Annotated in this window: 21 protein-coding genes; 9 read left to right on the top strand and 12 right to left on the bottom strand. The window is 61.9% G+C overall.

The features are described 5' to 3' along the window. Position 1: 1 nt before the first annotated feature. The 5 genes from ACZO0A_RS01635 to ACZO0A_RS01615 all read right to left on the bottom strand — a co-directional run bounded on the left by ACZO0A_RS01635 (position 2) and on the right by ACZO0A_RS01615 (position 4,896). The gene (locus ACZO0A_RS01635) at positions 2 to 1,171 is read right to left on the bottom strand and encodes a glycosyltransferase (protein WP_302375811.1); all 1,170 of its coding nucleotides are present in this window, start codon (positions 1,169 to 1,171) and stop codon (positions 2 to 4) included. Positions 1,172 to 1,365: 194 nt separating this feature from the next. After that, positions 1,366 to 2,157, bottom strand: a complete 792-nt coding sequence (locus ACZO0A_RS01630) for a YesL family protein (protein ID WP_215690651.1) — start codon at positions 2,155 to 2,157, stop codon at positions 1,366 to 1,368. Between the two features lie 34 nt (positions 2,158 to 2,191). Beyond that, positions 2,192 to 2,875, bottom strand: coding sequence for a tRNA1(Val) (adenine(37)-N6)-methyltransferase (locus ACZO0A_RS01625; protein WP_215690648.1), 684 nt, complete (start codon positions 2,873 to 2,875; stop codon positions 2,192 to 2,194). Next, a complete protein-coding gene (locus ACZO0A_RS01620) occupies positions 2,876 to 3,415 on the bottom strand; it encodes an NUDIX domain-containing protein (protein WP_215690645.1) in 540 nt (179 codons plus the stop codon). A 32-nt stretch (positions 3,416 to 3,447) separates the two neighbouring features. Beyond that, the gene (locus ACZO0A_RS01615; protein ID WP_215690641.1) at positions 3,448 to 4,896 is read right to left on the bottom strand and encodes a helix-turn-helix domain-containing protein; all 1,449 of its coding nucleotides are present in this window, start codon (positions 4,894 to 4,896) and stop codon (positions 3,448 to 3,450) included. Positions 4,897 to 5,121: 225 nt separating this feature from the next. Here ACZO0A_RS01615 and ACZO0A_RS01610 point away from each other — a divergent pair, with 225 nt between their 5' ends. Together ACZO0A_RS01610 and ACZO0A_RS01605 are read left to right on the top strand one after the other, a co-directional pair. Next, positions 5,122 to 6,108, top strand: a complete 987-nt coding sequence (locus ACZO0A_RS01610; protein WP_291231572.1) for an alpha/beta hydrolase — start codon at positions 5,122 to 5,124, stop codon at positions 6,106 to 6,108. A gap of 183 nt (positions 6,109 to 6,291) precedes the next feature. Next, complete coding sequence (locus tag ACZO0A_RS01605; RefSeq protein WP_302375807.1) at positions 6,292 to 6,663, top strand: RidA family protein; 372 nt, start codon at positions 6,292 to 6,294, stop codon at positions 6,661 to 6,663. 50 nt (positions 6,664 to 6,713) lie between these two features. Here ACZO0A_RS01605 and ACZO0A_RS01600 read toward each other — a convergent pair whose 3' ends face one another. The 5 genes from ACZO0A_RS01600 to ACZO0A_RS01580 all read right to left on the bottom strand — a co-directional run bounded on the left by ACZO0A_RS01600 (position 6,714) and on the right by ACZO0A_RS01580 (position 11,513). Then, positions 6,714 to 7,496, bottom strand: coding sequence for an amino acid ABC transporter ATP-binding protein (locus ACZO0A_RS01600; RefSeq protein ID WP_291212292.1), 783 nt, complete (start codon positions 7,494 to 7,496; stop codon positions 6,714 to 6,716). Positions 7,497 to 7,508: 12 nt separating this feature from the next. Continuing rightward, complete coding sequence (locus tag ACZO0A_RS01595) at positions 7,509 to 8,168, bottom strand: amino acid ABC transporter permease (RefSeq protein ID WP_215690636.1); 660 nt, start codon at positions 8,166 to 8,168, stop codon at positions 7,509 to 7,511. Further along, positions 8,168 to 8,998, bottom strand: coding sequence for a transporter substrate-binding domain-containing protein (locus ACZO0A_RS01590; RefSeq protein WP_417346482.1), 831 nt, complete (start codon positions 8,996 to 8,998; stop codon positions 8,168 to 8,170). Before ACZO0A_RS01590 ends, ACZO0A_RS01595 begins: the two co-directional genes overlap by 1 nt. Positions 8,999 to 9,228: 230 nt before the next feature. Further along, complete coding sequence (locus tag ACZO0A_RS01585; protein ID WP_486845959.1) at positions 9,229 to 10,248, bottom strand: alpha-hydroxy-acid oxidizing protein; 1,020 nt, start codon at positions 10,246 to 10,248, stop codon at positions 9,229 to 9,231. Positions 10,249 to 10,310: 62 nt separating this feature from the next. Next, the gene (locus ACZO0A_RS01580) at positions 10,311 to 11,513 is read right to left on the bottom strand and encodes an MFS transporter (RefSeq protein WP_486845957.1); all 1,203 of its coding nucleotides are present in this window, start codon (positions 11,511 to 11,513) and stop codon (positions 10,311 to 10,313) included. 319 nt (positions 11,514 to 11,832) lie between these two features. Here ACZO0A_RS01580 and ACZO0A_RS01575 point away from each other — a divergent pair, with 319 nt between their 5' ends. From ACZO0A_RS01575 to ACZO0A_RS01560, 4 genes are all read left to right on the top strand, one after another. Continuing rightward, positions 11,833 to 14,448 carry an NYN domain-containing protein gene (locus ACZO0A_RS01575; RefSeq protein WP_486845955.1) on the top strand — a complete coding sequence of 872 codons (2,616 nt, stop codon included), beginning with the start codon at positions 11,833 to 11,835 and terminating at the stop codon, positions 14,446 to 14,448. Between the two features lie 174 nt (positions 14,449 to 14,622). Further along, on the top strand, positions 14,623 to 15,276 hold the full coding sequence (locus ACZO0A_RS01570; RefSeq protein WP_294779695.1) for a response regulator transcription factor: 654 nt from the start codon (positions 14,623 to 14,625) through the stop codon (positions 15,274 to 15,276). Between the two features lie 64 nt (positions 15,277 to 15,340). Beyond that, complete coding sequence (locus ACZO0A_RS01565; protein ID WP_486845953.1) at positions 15,341 to 16,591, top strand: sensor histidine kinase; 1,251 nt, start codon at positions 15,341 to 15,343, stop codon at positions 16,589 to 16,591. After that, positions 16,572 to 17,441: a hypothetical protein gene (locus ACZO0A_RS01560; RefSeq protein ID WP_486845951.1), complete on the top strand. Its 870-nt coding sequence runs from the start codon at positions 16,572 to 16,574 to the stop codon at positions 17,439 to 17,441. The genes ACZO0A_RS01565 and ACZO0A_RS01560 overlap by 20 nt, the downstream gene beginning before the upstream one ends. 121 nt (positions 17,442 to 17,562) lie before the next feature. Here the strand turns inward: ACZO0A_RS01560 and ACZO0A_RS01555 are convergent, their stop codons facing one another. Continuing rightward, entirely contained in the window at positions 17,563 to 18,153 is a 591-nt protein-coding gene (locus ACZO0A_RS01555) for a cytidylate kinase-like family protein (RefSeq protein WP_215690615.1), read from the bottom strand. A gap of 144 nt (positions 18,154 to 18,297) precedes the next feature. Further along, on the bottom strand, positions 18,298 to 18,603 hold the full coding sequence (locus ACZO0A_RS01550) for a winged helix-turn-helix domain-containing protein (RefSeq protein WP_302375800.1): 306 nt from the start codon (positions 18,601 to 18,603) through the stop codon (positions 18,298 to 18,300). A gap of 405 nt (positions 18,604 to 19,008) precedes the next feature. Between ACZO0A_RS01550 and ftsH the strand changes: the two genes are divergently transcribed. The 3 genes from ftsH to ACZO0A_RS01535 all read left to right on the top strand — a co-directional run bounded on the left by ftsH (position 19,009) and on the right by ACZO0A_RS01535 (position 22,996). Then, the gene (gene ftsH, locus ACZO0A_RS01545; RefSeq protein ID WP_215690609.1) at positions 19,009 to 20,901 is read left to right on the top strand and encodes an ATP-dependent zinc metalloprotease FtsH; all 1,893 of its coding nucleotides are present in this window, start codon (positions 19,009 to 19,011) and stop codon (positions 20,899 to 20,901) included. A 95-nt stretch (positions 20,902 to 20,996) separates the two neighbouring features. After that, positions 20,997 to 21,236, top strand: a complete 240-nt coding sequence (locus ACZO0A_RS01540) for an acyl carrier protein (protein ID WP_215690601.1) — start codon at positions 20,997 to 20,999, stop codon at positions 21,234 to 21,236. A gap of 212 nt (positions 21,237 to 21,448) precedes the next feature. After that, positions 21,449 to 22,996 (top strand): hypothetical protein, encoded by a 1,548-nt coding sequence (locus ACZO0A_RS01535; RefSeq protein ID WP_486845949.1) that lies wholly within the window; start codon positions 21,449 to 21,451, stop codon positions 22,994 to 22,996. Positions 22,997 to 22,999: the final 3 nt, after the last annotated feature.

The raw sequence follows: 22,999 nt of genomic DNA, 5'->3' as shown, positions 1-22,999 counted from the left end.
GTCATTCCTCGGCGGCGCTGCGGCCGTACAATCTCATCAACGTCTTGTAATTTTCTTCCTCGCCAAAGCGGCGGCGGGTGGCGGCGGCGATGGCCGCGCAGTCAAACTGCATGGCACTCATGGCCCGCACGGCCCCGGCCAGCGCAGTGGCATCCCCCGGCGCAAAACACAGGCCGTCAAACCCGGGCCGCACCGACGCCCCCATATTGCCGATGCCGCTCGCCAGCACCGGCGTACCCAGGGCGTGGGCCTCGGCGGGCACCAGGGCAAAGCTCTCATAGCACAAGCTGGCACCCACCACAGCGCGGCTCTCGCCGATGATGCGGTGCAGCTCGTCCCGGGGCAGCTGGCCCAGAAAACGCACCTTCGGCAGCTTCTGCGCTTTCGCCCAGTCGGCCAGCGGGCCGTCGCCCGCCACCAGCAGTTCCGGCGCGTTTTTATCGAGGATACGCCACGCTTCGATAACGGTGCGGATGCCCTTCAATTCTTCCAGCCGCCCGGCAAACACAAACTGCCGTTTGCGCTCGTCCCAGGGCGTCACCGGGTCGTTCGGCACGCAGACCGGGTTCGGCTTGACGACCAGGCGGTTTGCGTCGAACATCGGGTAGATTTTGTTGAATTCCAGCAGCTTTTCGCGGTCGAACTCGGTGGGGGCAGCCATCGTCACGCCGCGCCAGGTCCCCAGGACCCGGTGCAGCCAGTAGGCTGCCACAACCACCAGCGTCTGCGCCTTGCTGCCCCGGTAGCAGCTGTGCTTCAAAGCGCAGTGCAGGCCGTGGTGGGGGCACTCCTCACAGACCTGGCCGTCCCGCAGTAAAATCCCGTTGGGGCAGAACAGGCGAAAATTGTGCAGCGTCTGCACCACCGGCACGCCGCAGCTTTTGGCGGCCCGCACCACAGCGGGGCTGAGCAGCAAGAGAGTGTTGTGGATATGCACGGCCTCGACGCCCTCGCGTTTTATCAGGTCTTTCACCTCGCGGGCAGCGCGACGGTTCCAGACGGCGTGCAGCGGCAGCAGCGCCTTGGCCGCGCCGTGGGCGGCTTCCTCGTTGCTGCGCTCATACACCAGCACGGTATGGCCGTGGCGTTCCAGCAATTCCCGCTCCGCCGCAAAAACGGCATCCTCGCCGCCGGGCAGCCGGTAATGGCAGTGTACCAGCAGAATTTTCACGCTGTCGCCTCCTTTTCCGCATAATAAGCCTATTATGTCATTATACCCTTTTTATAAAGAAGGTGCAAGATGTTCCCGCTGCTTTCGCCGCCCGCCGTCCATGTAGGGGCCGGGCACACCCGGACCCCAGCCTTCTCATAACCGCCCCTACAAACAAGCAAGGGGAACGCGTCCCCGCGTTCCCCTTGCAATTTTTATTTGTCCTCATTCTCGCTGTTCAGCTGTGCATCCCGCATGGCCTTGATGGTTTTCTCCAAATCAAAGCTCTTGTCCAGCGCGGGGTAAATCGCCATCAAGTTCAAAAGGCAGGGCAGCCACAGGCTGCACAGGATCACCGCAAAGCTGCTGACAGGCCAGAACAGCGCCACCGCTGCCCAGTAAATGCCCTGCCACAGAACACCCAGCGCACTGCGGGGCAGGTAGCCCAAAAACAGCATCAGCGCGTTTTTCAGCAGGCCGCCAAAGCTGACCTCGACCAGCGCCACCTGGGCATAGATGTACTGTGCAATGCCCGCCAGCAGAATCAGCGCCACCAGCACGGCCACCGCAGGCACAACGCTCTGGGAGGTATCCAGGTGGAACGCCGTGAAAATTTCCATCGCCAGCAGCAGCCCGCAGACAGCGCCCGGCAGCAGCGACGCCTTGACGTTGCGCTTCCAGGCGCGGCGGTAGGTCGCCCACCAGAAGCCCGGCTCATCGCGCAGGCTGCGCAGAATCGTGTCGTTCAGGCCGACGATCTGCGGTGCGGCGATCATGCCGCCCAGAATGCCCGCCGCCAGCAGCGGGATCAGGGAGTGGGTGGACACGGCGAGCCACAGCAGCAGCGCGAAGGGCAGGCTGCTGATAAGCGCCAGCAGACCCGCCATCCATATGGTGGAAAAGTCGCGGCCCAGAATCTCAAAGAAGCGGGCAGCGCCCTTTTTTCGCGGTGCATCGGGCGAAACGCCCGGCCCCGGTTTGTCAAAATTCTGATGAAAAAGTCCCATGACGGTGTTCTCCTAGTTTTGTAATTTTTTAGTGTTATTCTCGCGGCCCATACATCGCCGCACCGCTCGTTATCAGCACATCCGGCTCCACGCGCAATCCGGTCTTGCGGCCCTTCTGCGCCTCGACCAAAAACAGCCAGGGCGCGGCGTCGGGGCGGTTCTTCACAAAGGCCAGCCGCTTGGGTTCCAGCCGCGCAGCACGCAGGGTGCTCAATACCTCGGCCAGCTGCTCGGGCCGCTGGCACAGCAGGAACCGTCCCCCGTCCCGCAGGGCGCGGCGGGCGCAGTCCACGGCGTCTGCCGTCGTGCAGCTGTCGGTGTGGCGGGCCTCGGCGCGGCGCTTGTCGGGGCTGCGCGGCCCCGCCGCAAAGTAGGGCGGGTTGCAGGCTGCAAAATCATACTGCCCCTGTTCCGGCCCTGCCGTGCAGAACTGCCGTAAATCCGCGCAGACCGGCGTGATATGTTCAGCGCCGTTCTCCGCAGCCGCCTGGCCGCAGAGTGCGCTTGCCGCCGGGTCAAATTCCAGCGCCGTGCATGGTCCCCGGTGCCCGGCATCGTGCCACAGCAGCGCCACAATGCCGCACCCGCTGCACAGGTCCAGCGCCCGCTCGTCCCGCCGGGGCTGGGCAAACCGCCCCAGCAGCAGCGCGTCGGTGCCAAACATGGCTCCCGGCGCGGTCAGTACGCGGGTGCCGTTGTCCAGTATTTCAACGTCCATTTACGCTTTATCGCGCAGCTGCGCGTATTTCAGCAGGGCAACCTGGGTCTTGCTGTCCTTGATGGTACCGTCCATCACCAGGCCCAGGGCCTTGTCAAACGGCATCTTCACCACATCCAAGAACTCCCCGGCGTCCAGGTGCTGCTTGACCTCGTGCAGGCCGGTGGCAGCCCACAGGTAGATTTTTTCGCTGTCATAGCCCACAGTGGCGTAGACGACGCCCAGGTCGATGAAGTTGTCCGCCGTCAGGCCGCACTCCTCACTCAGTTCGCGCTTGGCGGCCTCAAAGGGGTCCTCGCCCGCTTCCAGTTTGCCGGCGGGCAGTTCCCAGATTTCCTCGCCAAAGGCGTAGCGGAACTGGCGCACCATCGTCACGTTTCCATCTGCATCCACCGGCAGGATGCACGCCCCGCCGTGGTGATGGACGATCTCTCGGGTGCTGGTGGTGCCGTCCTCCAGCTGCACCTTATCCACCGTCACGCGGATGACCCGGCCATTGAATATCTCCTTGCTTTCCAGCATAGTCTCTGTATGTGCCATGGCTTGTCTCCTTTTTTGCACTTTTACTAATCTTACAACAACCGCAGGCAATAATCAATAAAATCCACCGTATATTTTTGGCTGCGCACCCGGTCGCCGGTTTTGCCCTCCTCCAGATAATTCAGCACTGCCTCGGTCATCTGGGGATCCTCCATCAGATATTCGCGGCAGTACATTTTGCCCGGTTCCAGCACAGCCTGGCAGAACACCACCCCGCGCCCGCGGAAAGCGTTCACGCTCATCGACGGTGTCAGCGGCAGCTGGGCCGATTCCACAATGCGCAGCGTCTGCTTGTCGGAGGCCGCCGCCCGGCGCAGCCGCAGCAGCAGCTCCCGGCGCGTCTCGACGTCCGGCGGTTCGTACAGAGCCGAGGGCAGGTCAAACATCTGCCCGGTGCGCACAAACTGCAAAAGTCCTTCCTCGCAGAAATACAGATCCGGCGTCTGCTGGTTCCAGGTGTTCAGGTAATCCAGCAGCGCGGGCAGGTAGGGCTGCACGGCTGCGTCCTGCCGCACGACCCGCAGCGCGATCTTTTCATCGGCAAACAGGCTGAACGGCGGCTGGTAGCGCACCATGCAGCACTTGCGCGTCTCGGCAAACAGCTTGCTGTACAACTGCATGGACTCCATAAAACCGTGGGTCCCGGTCGCCAGTTTCAGCACCGGCACTGCGTCGATGTACTTTCGGCTGAACGACAGGCGCAGATTTTCCACGACCTCCCGGTCGGTGATGATATATCCTTTCTGCCCCAAGCGGTCCATCATCAAGGCGGCCGTGGGCAGCAGCAGATACACCGGCATCAGCGTACCGGGGCTGGGTTCGCTCGTCACACACCGTACAACGCGGGCATCGTAGTTGAGCTTGGGCAGAAACAAGAGCGGCAACGCGCGGGTCAGCGTGGCGATATTCCCGGCTTTCTCCCGGGGGATATCGCTTTCCTCGACAAAAATCAGCAGCTGGGACAGCGACGCCGTCTGCCCGTCTGGCGCAGAAAAGCGGTTCACCAGCACCCGGTCCAGCACCGGATTCGTGAATGGCGAGAGCAGCAGCGGCCGCGTATCACCGGATAGCATATGCTCGGCCACCAGCGCCGCTGCGGCAGCCGTCACCGCGCGGGTACCCTCCACATACTGTCCTGCAACGCTCATCTGCCGCGCGGCCTCGTTGGTGATGTTTCCCTCGCGCCGGGTGTAATCCTCGACCCGGAACGCCGCTTCCAGCAGTTGGTTCAACGCAGCGCGCATCTTGGGGTCCGTGCCGCGGCCACGCTGCTTGTACTGCACCAGCAGGGTGGTTTTTTCTTCCTCGGTCAATTCCAGTGCGTCGGTCAGGCGCTCCAGCTGTTCGCGCCGAGGCGTGCGCTGCCCGCCGAGTATCTTATATAAAGTAGAGCGGTCGATGGCCGCCCGGCGCGCCAGTTCCGCCATCGTGCCCGGATACCGCGCCACCGCCGCCTTCAGGCTTTGGATCAGTTCAGTCATAGGTGGGTCCTTTTTGTTGCATCGTCAATCCGTGTATGGCAGGGGTCGATGCTCGTCATCGCCCTGTCCCTGCACTTCTACCCGGAAAGCATTTTCTTCTATCCACAGATACTATACCGCGAAAACACTTTTGTGGCAAGTGTAAACTTTTTTGGGGAATCATTGCGGTTTTGTGGCACATTTGCTATAATAAACACAAATTCCCGCCAAAGTGAGGTGTCCTGCATGAAAAAACATCCGTTGCTTACTGCGGCCGCCGCAGCCGGTACTGCCGTGCTCGGCGCAGCCTACGGCATCTACCGCGTCGCCTTTTACCAAAAGCCCACCACCGCCGTGCCCTCCCCCGCCGATATGCCCACGCGGGAGGTCTACCGCAAGGCCATGTGCCCCGACGCCGATGCGCTGGCGCGGGACACCTTCACGCCGGTACATATCACCGCGCAGGACGGCACACCGCTGGCCGCGCGATACTACCACCACAACGACGGTGCCCCGCTGGCTATCATCTTCCACGGCTACCGGGGCTATGCCGTGCGGGACGGCCTGGGCGGCTACACCCTCTGCACCAAGCTGGGCTATAATGTTCTGCTGCCCGACCAGCGCGCCCACGGGTACAGCGGCGGCCACACCATTACCATGGGCGTGAAGGAGCGCTACGACGCCCGGGACTGGGCTGTCTGGGCACGCAGCCACTTTGGCCCGGAAGTTCCCATCTTTTTGATGGGCGTCTCGATGGGCGCAGCCACCGTGCTGCTGGCCGCCGGGCTGAATCTGCCGGACAACGTCTGCGGCATCGTAGCCGACTGCGGCTACACCAGCCCGCGCGAGATCACCCGCAAATGCCTGCCGGAGTACCTACCCGGCTTTCCTCTCGGCCCCACCTACGCCATCGGGCGGCTGGGGGCCATCCTGTTCGGCCATTTTGACCCTGAGGATGCTGACTGCACCGATGCCGCGGCCCACAGCAAAGTGCCGATCTTCTTCGTCCACGGCGATGCCGACGGCTTTGTTCCCTACGAGATGGGCCGCCGCAACTACGAGGTCTGCCGCGCCAAGGGCAAGCGCTTTTTGACGGTGCACGGTGCCGAGCACGCCGTCAGCTACTACCACGACAACACCGCCTACACGAAAGAATGCACCGACTTCCTGCAAGACTGCCTCACCCGCCGCCACTTCGCCTGGCCGAAGGAAGCTCCCGACGACGCGCGATAACCGCATTGCCACCCCGTAGGGGCCGGGCATACCCGGCCCTCAACCTTTCGGCAAACGCCCCGTAGGGCGGTCAGTCCCCTCGCCGCTCCTCTCCTTTGTAGGGGGCGGCGTCCTCGACGCCCCGCATATCGTCCGCTCTGTTACCCCCGTTTTTAAAAATCAAACATAGAGGAGTGCATCACTATGACCCACATTTCCACCCAGAACGCCCCCGCCGCCCTCGGCCCCTATTCTCAGGCCGTTGACACCGGCTCCACCGTCTATTGCAGCGGCCAACTCGGCCTGGATCCCGCCACCGGCAATCTGGCCGATGGCGTGCAAGCCCAGACCCACCAGGCCCTCAAAAATCTGCAGGCCGTCCTGAACGAGGCCGGCCTGAGCCTCGACAATGTCGTCAAAACGACGGTTTTCGTGCAGGATCTGGCCGATTTCGGCACCGTGAACGAGATTTACGGCACCTACTTCCACGGCGGCTTCCCCGCCCGCAGCTGCGTCCAAATCGCCGCCCTGCCCAAGAACGCCCTCGTCGAGATCGAGTGCATCGCGGTACGGTAATTGCCCCCTTTTAAAAAACGGCAGACCGCCATCCAACGGTCTGCCGTTTTTTATTTCCCATAACTCGCCAAGAACTGTCTCGTCCGCTCCTCTTTGGGGTGGTCGATGACCTCTTTCGCATCGCCCTGCTCCACGACCACGCCGCCGTCCATAAACAGGATGCGGTCGGCCACGTCGCGGGCAAACTTCATCTCATGGGTCACAATGATCATCGTGGTCTTGTGCTCGGCCAGCTCGCGCAGCACCCGCAGCACCTCACCGGTCAGCTCAGGGTCCAGCGCACTCGTCGGCTCGTCAAAGCACAAAATATCCGGGTGCAGCGCCAGGGCGCGGGCGATTGCCACCCGCTGCTGCTGCCCGCCCGAAAGCTGGTGCGGGTAGTGCCCTTCGCGGTCAGAAAGTCCCATCTGCGCCAGCAGCTGCCGCGCCTGCGTCTCGATATCGGCCAGAATCTGCTTTTTGTTCTGCTTGTAGTCCGGGCGTTCCTTCGCCAAAAGCTGGCCCGCCAGCATCACGTTTTGCAGCGCCGTGTACTGCGGGAACAGGTTGAAATTCTGGAACACCAGCCCGAAATGCAGCCGCTTTTTGCGGATGGCCTCCTCGCTCTGGGTGCGGGTATCGGCGGCGCTCCACAGCGTCTCGCCCGCCACCGTAATGCTGCCTGCGTCCGCTGTCTCCAAAAAGTTCAAGCAGCGCAGCAGCGTCGTTTTGCCGGAGCCGGACGACCCGATGATGGCCAGGGCCTCGCCCTCGGCCAGCTCAAACGAGATATCGCGCAGCACCTTTGTGGTGCCAAAGCTCTTGCCGATGCCGTTTACTTCCAACAATGCCATAGCCGCGCCCCCTTACTTGAAATAGTCCAGCCGCTTTTCCAGCCAACCGAACAGCAGCGTCAGCGCACCCACGAACACCAGGAAGAACACCGCTGTGGAAAACAGCGGCCAGATCAGCCCTTTGGCACTGTACTCTTTCGCCATCATAATGATGTCTTTGTTGGCAATGACATTCGCCAGCGAGGTATCCTTGACCAGCGTGATGATCTCATTGCCCATCGGCGGCAGAATGCGCTTGATGACCTGCAAAAGCGTCACGCGGAAGAAAATCTGCGCCTTGGTCATGCCCAGCACCTGCCCTGCCTCGGTCTGGCCTTTGGGGACTGCCTCGATGCCGCCGCGGTAAATTTCCGAAAAATAGCAGGCGTAGTTGATGGCAAATGCCACCACCGCCGCCACCAGGCGGCCGCTGCCGCCCGACGGCCAGGGGCTGGTAAAGCCCATCAGGCCCGGCCCTAAGTAGATGACCAGAATTTGCAGCATCAGCGGCGTGCCGCGGATGATCCAGACAAAGGTCTTGACCACGCCGCGCAGCGGGGCAAACTTGCTCATGGAGCCAAACGACACCACCAGCCCCAGCGGCAGTGCGAACAACAGCGTCAGACCGAACAGCTGGCAGTTGAGCCAGAATGCCTCGGTCAGGCGGCCCCAGATGACAGCCGCCTCGCCCATCAGTCAGCCAGCGCTAGGCTGTACTTGTCGGCCAAAGCCTGCATCGTGCCGTCGGCCTTCAGCTCGTCAAAGGCAGCGTTCACGGCGTCGGCGGCATCGCTGCCCTTGCGGAAGGCCACGCCGTACTCCTCGGCGTTCAGCTCGTCTTTAATAGCCAGGTTCGCGTAGTCGGTGCCGTCGCCGATCATGGCGGAGGCCAGCGTCAGGTCCAGCACAGCGGCATCCGCCGTACCGGCGGCCACTTCCATCAGACAATCGGTCTGGACGGATTTGCTGACGTAATCGGCCTGGGACAGGCTCTCGTCGTCGTTGATGGCACTCTCACCGGCGGAACCGGCCTCGGCGACCACGGTCTTGCCGACGAGGTCAGCGGTGGAGGAATAGTCGGCGTCAGCCTTCATCACGACGACCTGCGCGTTCTTGGCGTAGGCCTTGGTGCAGGCGGCGTTGGCCTGGATATCATCCGTCAGCGTCATGCCGTTCCAAATGCAGTCAATGCTCTTGGCATCCAGCTCAACAATTTTGGTGTCCCAGTTGATTTCCACAAATTCCGGCTCCACGTCCAGCTTCTCACACACAGCGGCCGCCAGCTCGGTGTCAAAGCCGGTGAAATTGCCGTCGGCGTCGGTGTAGTTCATCGGCTCATATACCGTGTAGCCGATGGTCATTTTGCCCTTGCCCTTGATGTAGTCCAGGTCACTGTCCCCGGCTGCTGCGGTAGATTCCACGGTGCTCTCGGCCGTGGACGCTGCCGTGGATGCGCTGCTGCCGCAGGCTGCCAAGCTGGCCGCCATACCCAATGCCAGAACGGTGCTGATCAACTTTTTCATGATGACTTCCTCCTTGTATACACTTTACACAAACCCTCACACCACCGCTCTAAAGCGGTAGCATTCTTTAATAGTAATGCAAAACCTCTTTTTCTGCAAGGCCTTTTGCAAAAAAAAGAGGCAAGAAGTATATTTATGCAGTTTTACGCCCGCCCCGCCGCATACTGCGGCACAAAAAGAATACCATGTCTCGGCAGTTTTTGCAGCTGCGGAACATGGTATTTTTTATTTTATTTTACGACCCTGACCATATCCCGGCTGATGTCCGCCAGACTCGCCGCGCCGCACAGGCGCATCGTGTCGGCCAGTTCGGCACCCAGCTTTTCCACATAGGCAATCACGCCGTCGGCACCGCCGCCGTACACAGCTGTCACAAAGGGGCGGGCAACCAACACGCCGTCCGCGCCCAGGGCCAGCGCCTTGAACACATCGTTGCCGCTGCGGATGCCGCCGTCCACCAGAATTTTCGCGCGGCCATCCACGGCCGCCACAATGTCCGCCAGCACTTCCTCGGTGGCGGGGCAGTCGTCCAGCACGCGGCCGCCGTGGTTCGAGACGACGATGCCCACGGCCCCGGCCTCGATGGCCTTTTCCGCGCCGCGCACCGTCATGATGCCCTTTAAGATAAACGGCACGCCCGCCGCCTGGGCGATTTCTTGCAGCTGCTCCACGGTCTTGCTGCCGGCGGGCGGATCCAGGTGCTGCAAAAACGGCAGGCCCGCTGCGTCAATGTCCATCGCCATGGCAAAGCAGCCGGCCTGCCGCGCCATCGTCATTTTTTCCGCCACTGTGGCGTTGTCCCACGGCTTCACAGTGGGGATGCCTGCGCCGCCGCTGGCCGCAATGGCCGCCGTTGCTCCCTCCATGACCTTGGGGTTCGTGCCATCACCGGTGAACGCCGCAATGCCCGCCGCCGCGCAGGCAGCGACCAAAATTTCATTGTACTGCAAGTCGTTGTATTTATCGCCGTAGTGCAGCGTCATTGCGCCCACCGGCCCCGCAAAAAACGGGTATTTGAACTTGCGTCCAAAGAGCTCCAGGCCCGTATCCGGCTCAAAATTCTCGTGGATCGTATCCATGTTCAGCCGCACATTCCGCCACGCGTCAAAGTTGCGGATCGCCACCGTGCCGCTGCCCTTGGCCCCCGGGCCGGGGATGGTGCCACCGCAGGCGCGGCCATTGCACACCGGGCAGGCATGGCAAAAGCCCATCTGGCCCTTCGCCGCCTGCAAAACTTCTGTATAGGTCATAGCAATTTTGCCTCCGTTGGCGGGCCGACGCATCCCATCGACCCCACAAAAAATCAAGGGAATTATGCTCCGCGTGTATTATACCGTGTTTTGGCCACGACTGCAAGACCGCTGGCTGCCACCATTGCCCCCAGCAGACACAGCCCGACCCCTGCGGACCCGGCAGCATCCCCCAGCCAGCCCAGCATCGGGCTTGCCGGGATCATCAGCAAACTGTACGTCATGCTGTCCACGCTGATAAGCGTCGCGCGGCGGTCGCTGGAAATTGACTCGTTCATCCGCTGCATACTGTGCAAGAACCACACAGCCAGTGCCCCCTGCACCAGCATCGGCCCGACGGCACAGGCCCACGCCGGGGCCGCCCCGGCCAGCAGTGCCCCTGCGCCAATGGTCAGCGCACAGGCTAAATACAGGCCGCGCAGGGTCTTAGGGTGCAGCCGCCGCCCCAGTGCCGTGCCCGCCATACCTGCAGCCCCGGCCAGCAACCCCGGCAGGAACAGCCATTCCATGGCCCCACCCTGTTCCGTCAGCCGCTGCTGCACAAACATCGACGTCAAGTAGCTTGGCAGCGAAATCACCGCGTCCGCCGCAATCAGCCGCCGTGCCAGCGCACTGCCGCGCAGGCAGTCGGCGCTGTCCAAAATATGCACACGCAGCCGGGCGGGCAGTTCCCGCAGGGTGTGCCGCTCCCGGGCGGCCTGCTCATCGGTGACGATGGGTTCTTCCAGCTGGGCCGCCGCCAGTGCCGAGAGCAACGCCGACACGGCGTCCGCCAAGTAGTACCCTGCGTAGCGCAACACCCCTGCCAGCAGGCTTGCCAGCGAGCCGAGCGCCGTTGCAATTTTCATGCAAATCGACGCATTGGCGTCCACTTTTATATAGTCTTTCTCCCGCCCGGCCATTTTCAGGCTGTCGTAGATCAGGGCTTCGGCCGTGCCGGAAAGCATATTGTAGCCCAGCGCCTTCAGCGCCATGGCCGTGCAGATCAGCCCCAGCCCCGGTGCAGACGCCATGGCCAGCGCCGAGAAAACGCCCAGCACACCGCCGAAAATCAGCGTGCGCCGCCGCCCCAGCAGATCCGCAGCCATGCCGCTGGGCACCTCGCACAGCAGGCTCGTCAGATGGAACACCCCTTCGGCCAGGCCGATTTCCGCCAGCGAGAAGCCCCGCGCCGCCAGCAGCGCCACCCAGACGGCATCGGTAAACCGCAGTGTCGAGAAAAATGCGTGCAGATACACGCAGCGCAGTTGTTTTTGTAAATTCATCGGGAACACCCTTTCGCTCAAAAATCACGAAAACGTGCCCTTTTTTGCACACAAAAAGCGCCCCGCAGCAAAGCCGCAGGGCGCAAAAATGCACACACTTATAGCTTTACCGGAACTTAGGGCAATACCTAAAAAAGGGCACACTTACAGCGTCAACTCGTCAGGGGTTTCCTTTTTTCTGGAACACCACACCGAACTGCCAACGCATACGTGTGCTCTCCTTCCCGGTAAATTTGGCTTTACTATACCACACCGTTTGCCAAATTGCAAGAAAAATTGTACAATAGAAGCAACTTTGAAAAGCTCGGGGGAAACATCTATGAAACGTCTCGTCATCGGCCTGCTGGCCCATGTTGACAGCGGCAAAACCACACTGGCCGAAGGGCTGCTCTACCGCGCCGGCGTGCTGCGCAAGCTGGGCCGCGTCGACCACCGTGACGCCTTTCTGGACACGGACAGTCAGGAGCGGGCGCGGGGCATCACGATTTTTGCCAAACAGGCGGTGCTGACGCTGCCCGCCGCCGACGGCTGCGGCGAGACCGCGCTGACCCTGCTGGACACCCCCGGCCACGTGGATTTCTCCGCCGAGGCCGAGCGCGCCTTACAAGTGCTGGACTACGCCGTCCTCGTCGTCTCCGGCACCGACGGCGTGCAGGCCCACACCGAGACACTGTGGAAGCTGCTTGCCCGCTACCGCGTTCCTACGTTTGTTTTTGTCAACAAAATGGATCTGCCCGGCGCGGACGCTGCTGTCCGTCTGCGGGAGCTGCGGGGCCGTTTCGGCGACGGCTGTGTGGATTTTTCCGCCGCGCCCGACCCCGAGGCCCTGGCCCTGTGCAGTGAGCCGCTGATGAACGAAGTCCTCGACACCGGCACCCCCGCGCCCGAGACCGTCATCACGGCCATTGCGCGGCGGCAGGTCTTTCCGGTGTTTTTCGGCGCGGCGCTGCGTCTGGACGGCCTGGACGGCTTACTGCGCGGCTTGCAAACGCTGACCCGCACCCCGCCCCAGTGGCCGGAATTTGGCGCACGCGTGTTCAAAATCAGTGAGGACGCAGGCACCCGCCTGACCTGGCTGAAAGTCACCGGCGGCGTGCTGCACGTAAAAGACGTGCTCCCCGGCGGCGAAAAGGCCGACGCCCTGCGGCTGTACAATGGCGGCAAGTTCCGCCTGGTCAGTGAGGCGTTTCCCGGCATGGTCGTGGCAGTGGCAGGCCCGGCAGCCACCCGCCCCGGGCAGGGCCTTGGCGCAGAATCCGACGCGGAGACGCCGCTTTTGGAGCCCGTGCTCAACTACCGCGTCGACTGTGACGCCGACGCCCACACCGTTTTAAAAGCCCTGCAGACCCTCGAGGACGAGGACCCGCAGCTCCACGTCAACTGGCGCGACGACCTGGGCGAGGTACACGTCCAGCTGATGGGTGAAGTGCAGCTGGAAATTTTGCAGAATATTTTACAGGACCGCTTCGGGCTGGACGTCACTTTCAGCGAGGGCGGCATCCTCTACAAAGAAACCCTGACCACCGCTGTGGAGGGCATCGGCCACTATGAGCCGCTGCGCCATTACGCCGAGGTCCACCTGCTGCTGGAACCCGGTGCGCGGGGCAGCGGCGTACAACTGGCGGCAGACTGCCCGCCCGACACACTGGCCGAAAACTGGCAGCGGCTGATTTTGACCCATCTTGCCGAGCGCACCCACCCCGGCGTGCTGATCGGTGCGCCGCTGACCGACGTAAAGATCACGCTGGCGGCGGGCCGCGCCCACCAGAAGCACACCGAGGGCGGCGACTTCCGCCAGGCCACCTACCGCGCCGTGCGCCAGGGCCTGCGGATGGCCGCAGCCAAGGACGGCGTGGCATTGCTGGAACCGTGGTATGACTTCACGCTGGAACTGCCCGCCGACGCGCTGGGCCGCGCCATGGCCGATGTGCAGCGGATGTGCGGCAGCTTTGAAGCGCCCGAGACGCTGCCGAAATCCGAAAACACCGTGCGGCTGACAGGCCGCCTGCCGGTGGCCACCGCGCGGGGCTATGCGCGGGAGGTCGCGGCCTACACCCACGGCCTGGGCCGCTGGGCCGTGCTGCCTGCCGGGTACGACACCTGCCACAACACCGACGAGGTGCTTGCCGCCGTGGGCTATGACCCGGACGCCGACACCGAGAACCCGGCTGACTCTGTGTTTTGCGCACATGGGGCCGGGTATCTCGTCAAGTGGGATGAGGTCCCCGCCCGCGCCCATGTGTCCAGCGGGCTGGAACGCCGCTTAAACGGCACCCCCGCCGACGACGAGGACGCTGCCGGGCAGGCTGACGCCAACGACCGTCGCCGCCGGGCCGCCGCCTACCGGGGCACGCTGGAACAAGATAAGGAGCTGCTGGCGATTTTTGAGCGCACCTACGGCAAGATACGCCGTCGTGGCGAGACCGGAGACGCCAAAAAGGCAGCCCGCGCCGCCCTGCACACCGCCCCCGCTGCGGCCAGCGTCCCCGCCAAACCAGTACCCACCGGCCCGGATTACCTGCTGGTGGACGGCTACAACGTGATTTTTGCCTGGGACGACCTGCGCAGGCTGGCCGACGGCAATCTGGACGCCGCCCGCCGCCGCCTGATGGACATTTTGTGCAACTATGCGGGCTACAAGCGCTGCGTGCCGATTCTGGTGTTCGACGCCTACAAGGTGCGGGGCGCCACGCGGGAGGTCGAGCAGTACCATAATCTGTACGTCGTCTACACCCGCGAGGCCGAGACCGCCGATATGTACATCGAACGCGCCACCCACGAGCTGGCGAAGGAGCACCGCACCCGCGTCGTCAGCAGCGACGGTGCCGAGCAGATCATCGTCATGGGCCACGGTGCCCTCCGCGTCTCCGCCCGCGCCTTTGAGGAAGAAGTGCGGGCGGTGGAGAAAGAAATACGAGAGTTTTTGGAAGAATAAATCAGCAGAATGTAGGGGCGAGGCATACCTCGCCCGCAGCGTACCCACAAAATGGCGTTGATGGGATGGCTGCGGGCCGGGCATACCCGGCCCCTACTTTTTCATAAACGGAAAACTTTCAGAAAACTCCCCCTGCTATACTGTCCTCACACCCACCGGAAGGAGGTATTCCCCATGCTGCCAATTCTGATCGTCGACGACGAGCCGAGCATTGCCCAGCTGATTGCCATGACGCTGGAACCGCTGGGCCAGCCGCTCATCATTGCGCACGACGGCGAACGCGCCGCCGATCTGCTGGAAACGCAAAAATTTGACCTGGTCATCCTCGATGTCATGCTGCCGGGCGTCGACGGTTTTGCGCTGATGGATTACATCGCGCCCACCGGCACGCCGGTCGTATTTTTAACAGCCAAAAACGCCGTGGCCGACCGGGTGCGTGGGCTGAAACTGGGCGCATATGACTACATCGTCAAGCCCTTTGCTCCGCCGGAACTGCTGGCCCGGGTGGAGGGGCTTTTGCGCCATACCGGCCGCCGCGCGGCCACGCTGAACGTGTTCGACGCGGTCATCGACCCCGACGACCGCACCGTGACCCAGCACGGCCAGCCGGTGGAGCTGACCCCGCGGGAGTTTGACCTTCTGCTGGCCCTCGTCCGCGCCCAGGGGCAGGCGCTTTACCGCGAGACGCTTTACGAGCGGGTCTGGGGCCTTGACGCCGAGCCGACGCCCCGCGCCCTCGACCTGCACATCCACCGCCTGCGCAAAAAACTAAACTGGGCCAATAAGATCGTCACCGTGCCCAAAATCGGGTATCGCTTAATAAAATGACGTTTCTCCGTAGGGGGCCGGGCATACCCGGCCCCTGCACGCCCACCCCGAAAGGAGGTTCCCCATGTCCCGCTCCATCCGTCTCGCCCTTGTCCTTTTCTCCCTTGCTCTCACCCTCACGGGCAGTGCGCTGGCCTGCCGCACCTTCCGCGACCAGCTCGACGCACTGGAAACCCAGGCCATGCTCCAACACCAGCGCACCGTCTGTGGCGTGGAAAGCGACTTCACCACCGCCTGCGCCGCTGCCCGCGCGGCCGCCTCTACCGACGACTTCACCACCCCTGCCCGCATCGGCGACAGCTACACCCGCGCTCAGCAGCTCATCCTCGGCGCCAGCACGCCCGCCTTTGCACTTCTGCGTGACGGCACAGTCGAATACTCCAACACCGGCCTGTCCGGCGCCGCGCTCCAACAGGCCGCTGCGGACACCGACACGATCCTGCTGCGCGACCGCCAGCTGCTGTTGGCCAGCGTGCTGAACACGAACCAGAACATCATTCTTGTCTCTGCTGTCGACACCGCCGAAGCCTACACAGCCCGCGACCAGCTGCTCCTCAGCTGGCTGGCCGTGCAGGCGCTTGTGACGCTGGCCGCTCTGGCAGCGGGCTGGCATTACGGCAAAGTGCAAGAGCTGAACGCCCGCCAAAGCCGCTTTGTGGCTGACCTGACCCACGAGCTGAAAACCCCGCTGACCAGCATGATTGGCTATGCGGACCTTTTGCGCAGCGGCATGTTAGATGACGCCCGCCGACGCACAGCCGCCGACGCTATCTACCACGAGTCCACCCGGCTCGAGAGCCTGAGCCAGCAGCTATTGGCCCTGCAAAGGCTGCAAAAGAACGGTATAGCGCTGCAAGCCGTTGACGTCGCCGCCGTGTTCCACGACGTTGCCCGCAGCCTGCCCAGTGCACCGCTCACCCTTGATGCCCCCGCCGGGGCCACGGTACAGGCCGACCGGGTGCTGTTGGCGGACCTGTTGCGCAACCTGGCCGTGAACGCCCTGCACGCCAGCACCCCCGGCAATACCGTGCGCCTGATCTGCACCGACACCGGGAGCGGCTGGCGGCTGGCCGTCATTGACACCGGCTGCGGCATCCCGGCCGAGGCCGTCCCCCACCTGACGGAGCCGTTTTACCGCGTTGACAAAGCCCGCGCCCGGGCCGACGGCGGCAGCGGCATCGGCCTGGCCCTCTGCGCCGAGATCGCCGCAGCCTTTGGCACGAAGCTCAACTTTGCCAGCGAGGTCGGCGCAGGCACGACCGTCTCCCTCACCCTGCCGAAAGGAGGCCCCCGCCATGAAAAAGCTGTCTCTTAACGCAAAATTCATCACCACATCGCTGTTCTGCCTGGCACTGCTGGCGGTGCCCGCGCTGGCCGTGCAGGGGCAGGCGCTTTACTACGCCGCGCCCCAGCCCCGCCCGCAGGTGCCCGGCGTCATGAGCGACGAGGTTCGGCTCGACCCGCTGGCCGGGGCACTCTACCGCTACGGCGTGCAGGGCGGCTCCAGCACTCCGCAGAGCTACGATATCACCAAGGACGTGTTCACGGTCATCCGCGGCAAGCTGCGGCAGGCCGCTGCCCGCAGTCTGCTGACCGACGACCAGCTTACCTATCTGCTGGCCCAGCTGGACGCGGGCGCGGACACCAATCCTTTCCAGCAAAGCCTTACCGAGGGCGAACCCAACGTCACCTACGGCATGGTAAAGTTTACCGGTGACCTGACACAGGTCTACTTTGACTACTTTATCCCCAGGGATGTACACGAAACCGAGAGCGGCGGCACCGCCTGCGTCATGGACACCGAGACTTACCTCGTCATCGGCTACCTGCCCGACAACGGCCCGATTGTGGACCTGTCCATCCACGACGAAAACTACCCTGCCGGGGAGGATCTGGACACCGTGACGCAAAATTTCATTGCCCAGCTGAACACCACGATTCCCGGCCAGTGGCAGCAGACCACGACCCCCGAGGACGACCCGACTTACCAGCGCTACATTTACGCCCATGATTCCGGCGTGCTGCGGGTGACGTCGCACCACATCCACCAGCAGGATTTCAGCCTGACCGCCATGCTGGAACCCGAGGTCTACGGCAGCCTGTACCCCCTGAACAACCTGGCCCACGACCCCTACGGCCAGACCTACACCGCACCCCTAAAATAAAAAGCACAAAAAACGCCCTGCACCGCAAAAATACGGTGCAGGGTTATTTTTATCTTTCAGTATCTTGTAGGGGCCGGGCATTCCCGGCCCGCACGCTTGTGGGGGCTGCCTCTTTCTCCCTTTACATTTCCTTCGCCGCACACAGCAGCACTTCCAGGGCCTTATCCAGCCCTAGCTTGCTGGTGCAGAGCGTCAGATCATAGTTGCGGCTGTCGCCATAGACCTGGCCGGTATGCTGCTTGCAGTAGTTGCGGCGGGCGCGGTCAGCGCTGTCCATATCCGCTTCCAGCTGGTCAAACGGCGTGTCCGGCATCAGCTTACGCATATGCAGCAGACGCCAGTTGCGGTCAGCGTGTACAAACACCCGCAGGCAGTGGTCAAACTCCCGCAGGATATAGTCTGCATTGCGGCCGACGATAACACAGCTCTCCTTATCCGCAATTTCCCGGATGGCCCGCACCTGGGCGTCCCACAGTTCCTCGCTCAAGGGGCGGTTGTAGAAGTTGAACAGGCTCTGGGTAAAGCCGAACTCGTGGGGTACGCGCTCGTCCCAGCGGCGCACCTGCTCGGGTGTCAGGTGGGCGCTGGCCTTGGCGGTCTTTAAAATGATATCGCGGTCATAGTAGGCAATATTCATCTCCCGCGCCAGGCGTCGGCCCAGCTCGCCGCCGCCCGCACCAAACTCGCGCCCGATGGTAATGATACGCTTCATGGTCGTTTCCTCCTTACAGCGTTTACAGCGGGGCCATTGCCAGGGCGGATGCAAGCATCGCCCTCTGCAAGCCTACGGCACCACTGCAATTTCAGGATTTCTTATTACTCCTATTGTACCAAATCCCGCGGGAAATGCAAGGGTTCAGCTTGCACTATTCAGCCGATATCCCACTTTATATACGGTCTGGATGTCATTTTCCAGTCCCAGCTTGCGGCGCAGGCGGTTGATATGTACATCCACGGTGCGGCTCTCGCCGATGTAAGCGTACCCCCAGGCGGCCTCCAACAGCTGGCTGCGGCTCAGCGCCTTGTCGCAGTGGGTCAGCAGCACAGCCAGCAGTGCAAATTCCCGGGGCGTCAGGCACAGTTCGTGCCCCTCGCGGCTGACCCGGTGCGCCGCGAGGTTCACTTCCAAATCTTTATAAAAGACATCTTGTGCGGTTTTCATAACGAACATCCTCCTTCCGAACAGGACAGCTTTTTGCGATTCCTCACATCTATTATAACGACAGATGTTTCCAACTTGTTACAAGATTCGCGAAATTTAAGGCAAATTCAAAGATTCTGTTTAAATTTTAGAAGTTTTTATTTCTCTGCGTTCCCATTTTCCACATTTCAACACTTCCCTCTCATCGTACTATTTTGTACCTTTCCCCTGGGTTTTCCACCATTTCAACACAGTTTTCCACATTTCCACAGTGGAATCCTGTCGAAAACCTGTGCAAAACGCGGAAAACCCGTCCCAGCCCCACCGTTATGCGGATTTTTTGCGTTTCGTTCAAAGTTGCTTCATACGCTGTTCATTTTTTCAGTCCATGCTATACTTGTCACAAAAGAAAAGGAGGCTACCCCCATGAAAGAGACGACACAGCCGCCGAAAGACCCAAAGAAGAAACTTTGGATCGGCTACGCGGTCATTCTTTCCATCGTCATTTTAAGCAATATCTTCCTCTTTCCTGCCCTGATGCAGGCCAGCGTCAAGAGCGTAAATTACAGTACCTTCCTGCAAATGCTGGAGGATAAGGAGCTTTCCACCGTCCAGATCGAGGATCAGCAAATTTACTTTGTGGACAAAAACGAAAACTCCTACAAGACCAACGCCATCGCGCAGGATAACAACCTTGTCGCCCGGCTGGAGGATGCGGGTGTTGAGTTCGGTACAGTCTATCAGAGCCCCACCATCTGGGATTCGCTGCTGAACCTCGTCATTTCCTTCCTGCCGATGATTTTGCTGTTCTGGTTCGTCAACCGCTGGGCATCCAAAAAGATGCAGGAGATGGGCGGCGCAGGCGGCAACGCCATGTTGTTCGGCGGCGGCAAATCCGGCGCAAAACAGTACGTCGTGGACGACGAGACCGGCATCAAATTCAACGATGTAGCGGGCGAGGACGAAGCCAAGGAGAGCCTGCAGGAGATCGTAGACTTCCTGCACAACCCTAAAAAATACGAGGATATCGGTGCCAAAATGCCCAAGGGCGTGCTGCTCGTAGGCCCTCCGGGCACCGGCAAAACGCTGTTGGCCCGCGCCGTCGCCGGCGAGGCCGGCGTGCCGTTCTTCTCCATCGCGGGCAGTGAGTTCGTCGAGATGTTCGTCGGCATGGGTGCGTCGAAAGTCCGCGACCTGTTCAAGCAGGCAGGCGAAAAAGCGCCCTGCATCGTCTTTATCGACGAGATCGATACCATTGGCAAAAAGCGGGACGGCGGAGCGAACCTCGGCGGCAACGACGAGCGCGAGCAAACGCTGAATCAGCTGCTGACCGAGATGGACGGCTTCGACGCCGCCAAGGGCGTCGTCATCCTGGCCGCCACCAACCGCCCGGAGTCCCTCGACCCTGCGCTGACCCGCCCCGGCCGTTTTGACCGCCGCGTGCCCGTCGAGCTGCCCGATTTAAAGGGCCGCGAGAGCATCCTGCGCCTGCACGCGAAAAAGGTCAAGCTCGGCCCTGACTGCGATTTCGGCGTCGTCGCCCGCATGACCCCCGGTGCCTCCGGTGCCGAGCTGGCCAACATCGTGAACGAGGCCGCCCTCTGCGCTGTGCGCCACCGCCGCAAGGCTGTGACCCAGTTTGACTTGCAGGAGGCCGTGGACACGATCCTGGCCGGTGCCCAGAAGAAAAATAAGATCCTCAACAACAAAGAAAAGTGCATCGTCTCCTACCACGAGGTCGGCCACGCCCTTGTGGCCGCCTTGCAGACCAACAGCGCCCCGGTGCAGAAAATCACCATCGTACCGCGCACGTCGGGTGCGCTGGGCTTCACCATGCAGGTGGAGGACGGCGACCATACCCTGATGACGAAAGAGGAAATCCTCAACAAAATCGCCACCCTGACCGGCGGCCGCGCAGCCGAGGAACTGATTTTCCACTCCATCACCACCGGTGCATCCAATGATATCGAGCAGGCCACCAAGCTGGCCCGCGCCCTCGTCACCCGCTACGGCATGACCGAGGACTTCGACATGGTCGCCCTGGAGACCGTGAACAACGCCTACCTCGGCGGCGACGCAAGCCTTGCCTGCAGCGAACAGACCGCAGCCAAAGTCGATGCCAAAGTCGTGGAGATCGTGCAGGCCGAGCACCGCAAAGCCTACCAGCTTTTGAGCGACAACAAGCGTAAACTGGACGAGATTGCGCAGTATTTGTACGAGAAAGAAACGATTTCCGGCGAGGAGTTCATGCGCATTTTGAACGCACAGCCGCAGTTACCGGCGGCTCCTTTGGCAAATTCCACAAAAGCAGCTGAATAATTTTGTGCAGTTGTTGTCCGTTTGCCCCTTGACGGAACTGCCGTGGGCTTGTATGATAAGAACACAAAACATCCCAGTGAGAGGGGGAAACAAGCGTGACCTTTGAAGAATTGCAGGACCTGCTGGCCGAGCAGTTCAGCTGTGATACCGGTGAGCTGGGCCGCGGCGTGACGCTGGCCGACCTGGGCGCTGACCACGAGGACATGGTAGAGCTTGCCTGGGCGCTGGGCGAGGCCATCGGCGAAGAGATCGACGAAAGCGAACTGAGCGACGAAGCCACCATCGGTGAGCTGTGGCGCTTCATCCGCGACAAAGCAGAAAACGCAGAACTGTAAACCCTAAAAAAGGCCTGCCCCACCGGCAGGCTTTTTTGGTATGCTATCCTATAAAATATCCCTATCAAAACCCGGCCTTTTGCCTTATATCGAATGCAGGGGCGAACATTGTTCTCCCGCCAGCTTGACCCGGCAATGCTTTTCCGGGAAAGCCTCGGGCGGGCAATGCTCGCTCCTACACAAACCCACCCATACAAGAAAGACCACCATCCATGACCAACACCAAATCCAAACATCTCCTTGCGGTCGCGGCACTGCTGGCCGCCGCCCTGGCAATGATGCTGTTCTACACCACCCAAAAACAGGGCTACCATGTTGACGAACTCTACACCTACGAGCTGACGAACTATCCCGGCAGTTTCTATGCGTTGAGCGATGGCTATATGGACACCTGGCACGACGGCAGTTTTTACGCCGGGGTTCTCTCTGCGGGCAGCCCCGCAGATTACCGCATCCCCTGGAACAACCAAAAAGCCGACGTCCACCCGCCACTCTACTACTGCTTGATCTACACAGCCGAGCTGATTTTCCCGCATCTGGGGCTGCCATGGGTGGGGCTTCTGCCTAACTATGCCTGCCTGCTGGCGGGCGGCGTGCTGCTGTACCTGGCGGCTCGTCGGCTGACTGGGCGGTTCTGGCCCGCCTGGTGCGCGGCAGCTTGCTGGCTGCTCAGCGTGGGCGTGCAGGGCATGGCGGTCTTTACCCGGATGTACAGCCTGATGATGCTGGAAGGCATCGCACTTCTCTATTGCCATGTCGTGCTGTGGCAGGCTTTGCAGCAGGGCCGCAAACCGTCCCGCGCCGTCTGGCTGGGGCTTTTTGCCGCCACGCTGGCCGGGGCGCTGACCCAGTATTTCTTCCTGGTGTTCTGCTTTTTCCTCTACGGGCTGTTCGGCCTTTGGCTGCTTGTCACGCGGCGGTTCAAAACAGCCGGGTGCTATGCGGCGGCCGAGTTTGCCGCGCTGGGGGCCGCGTTCCTGGCCTTTCCTACCATGAAAACCCATATCTTCTCCGGCTCCCGCGGCAAGGCGGCGTTTTCCAGCGTGTTCGACCTTTCCGCTCTGGCCGATTGGGCCGCCAGCCTGGGCCGGGTGTTTCGCCTGCTGGCCGCCCAGTTCGGCGGGCTGCTGCTTTGGGCCGTTGTGCTGGGTGCGGCCGCCCTGGTGCTGTGGCGGCGTGGGCTGCGCCTGCGCGGTAGCGGCCTGTTTGCCGCCGGGCTGCTGCTGGCATCCTGCGGCTACATCATTCTTATTGACAAGGCTGCGCCGTTTGAGGCTGACCGCTACTATGTCATCGTCTACGCTGCCGTCGTGCTGGCTGTCTCCGTCGTGCTGGCAAAGCTGGCCGCCAACAAAGACGCCCCGCTGGCGCTGGCGCTTGTCCCGATTCTGGCCGCGCATTTCCTCGACCCCAACGGCTATTTGTTTGAGCAGTACGCCCCGCGCACCCCAGCCCTGGCCGAGACCGCTAGCCTGCCCGCCGTGGTGTTGAACAAAGCCGGGTACGAGGTCGCGCCCGACCTCTTTATTACCGAGTTTGCCCAGCGGGAGGCCGTCTACCAGGCCGGCGGCCGGGATGACGCGGCCAGCCTGCAAAACGCCGCTGCCACCCACGACCTGACCGGCGGCTTTGTGCTGTACGGCTACATTTATACTGCCGACGACCTGCTGACCCTGGCTGAATCCGCTCTCCCCATTGCCCACGCCGAGCTATTGACCGACACCGCCCGATGCCCGGTGTATTATATCAAGTTAAAATAATTC

This window comes from Gemmiger sp. (assembly GCF_057431175.1).
The sequence above is the reverse complement of the archived record's forward strand: the minus strand, read 5'-3'. Positions and strand labels throughout refer to the sequence as shown.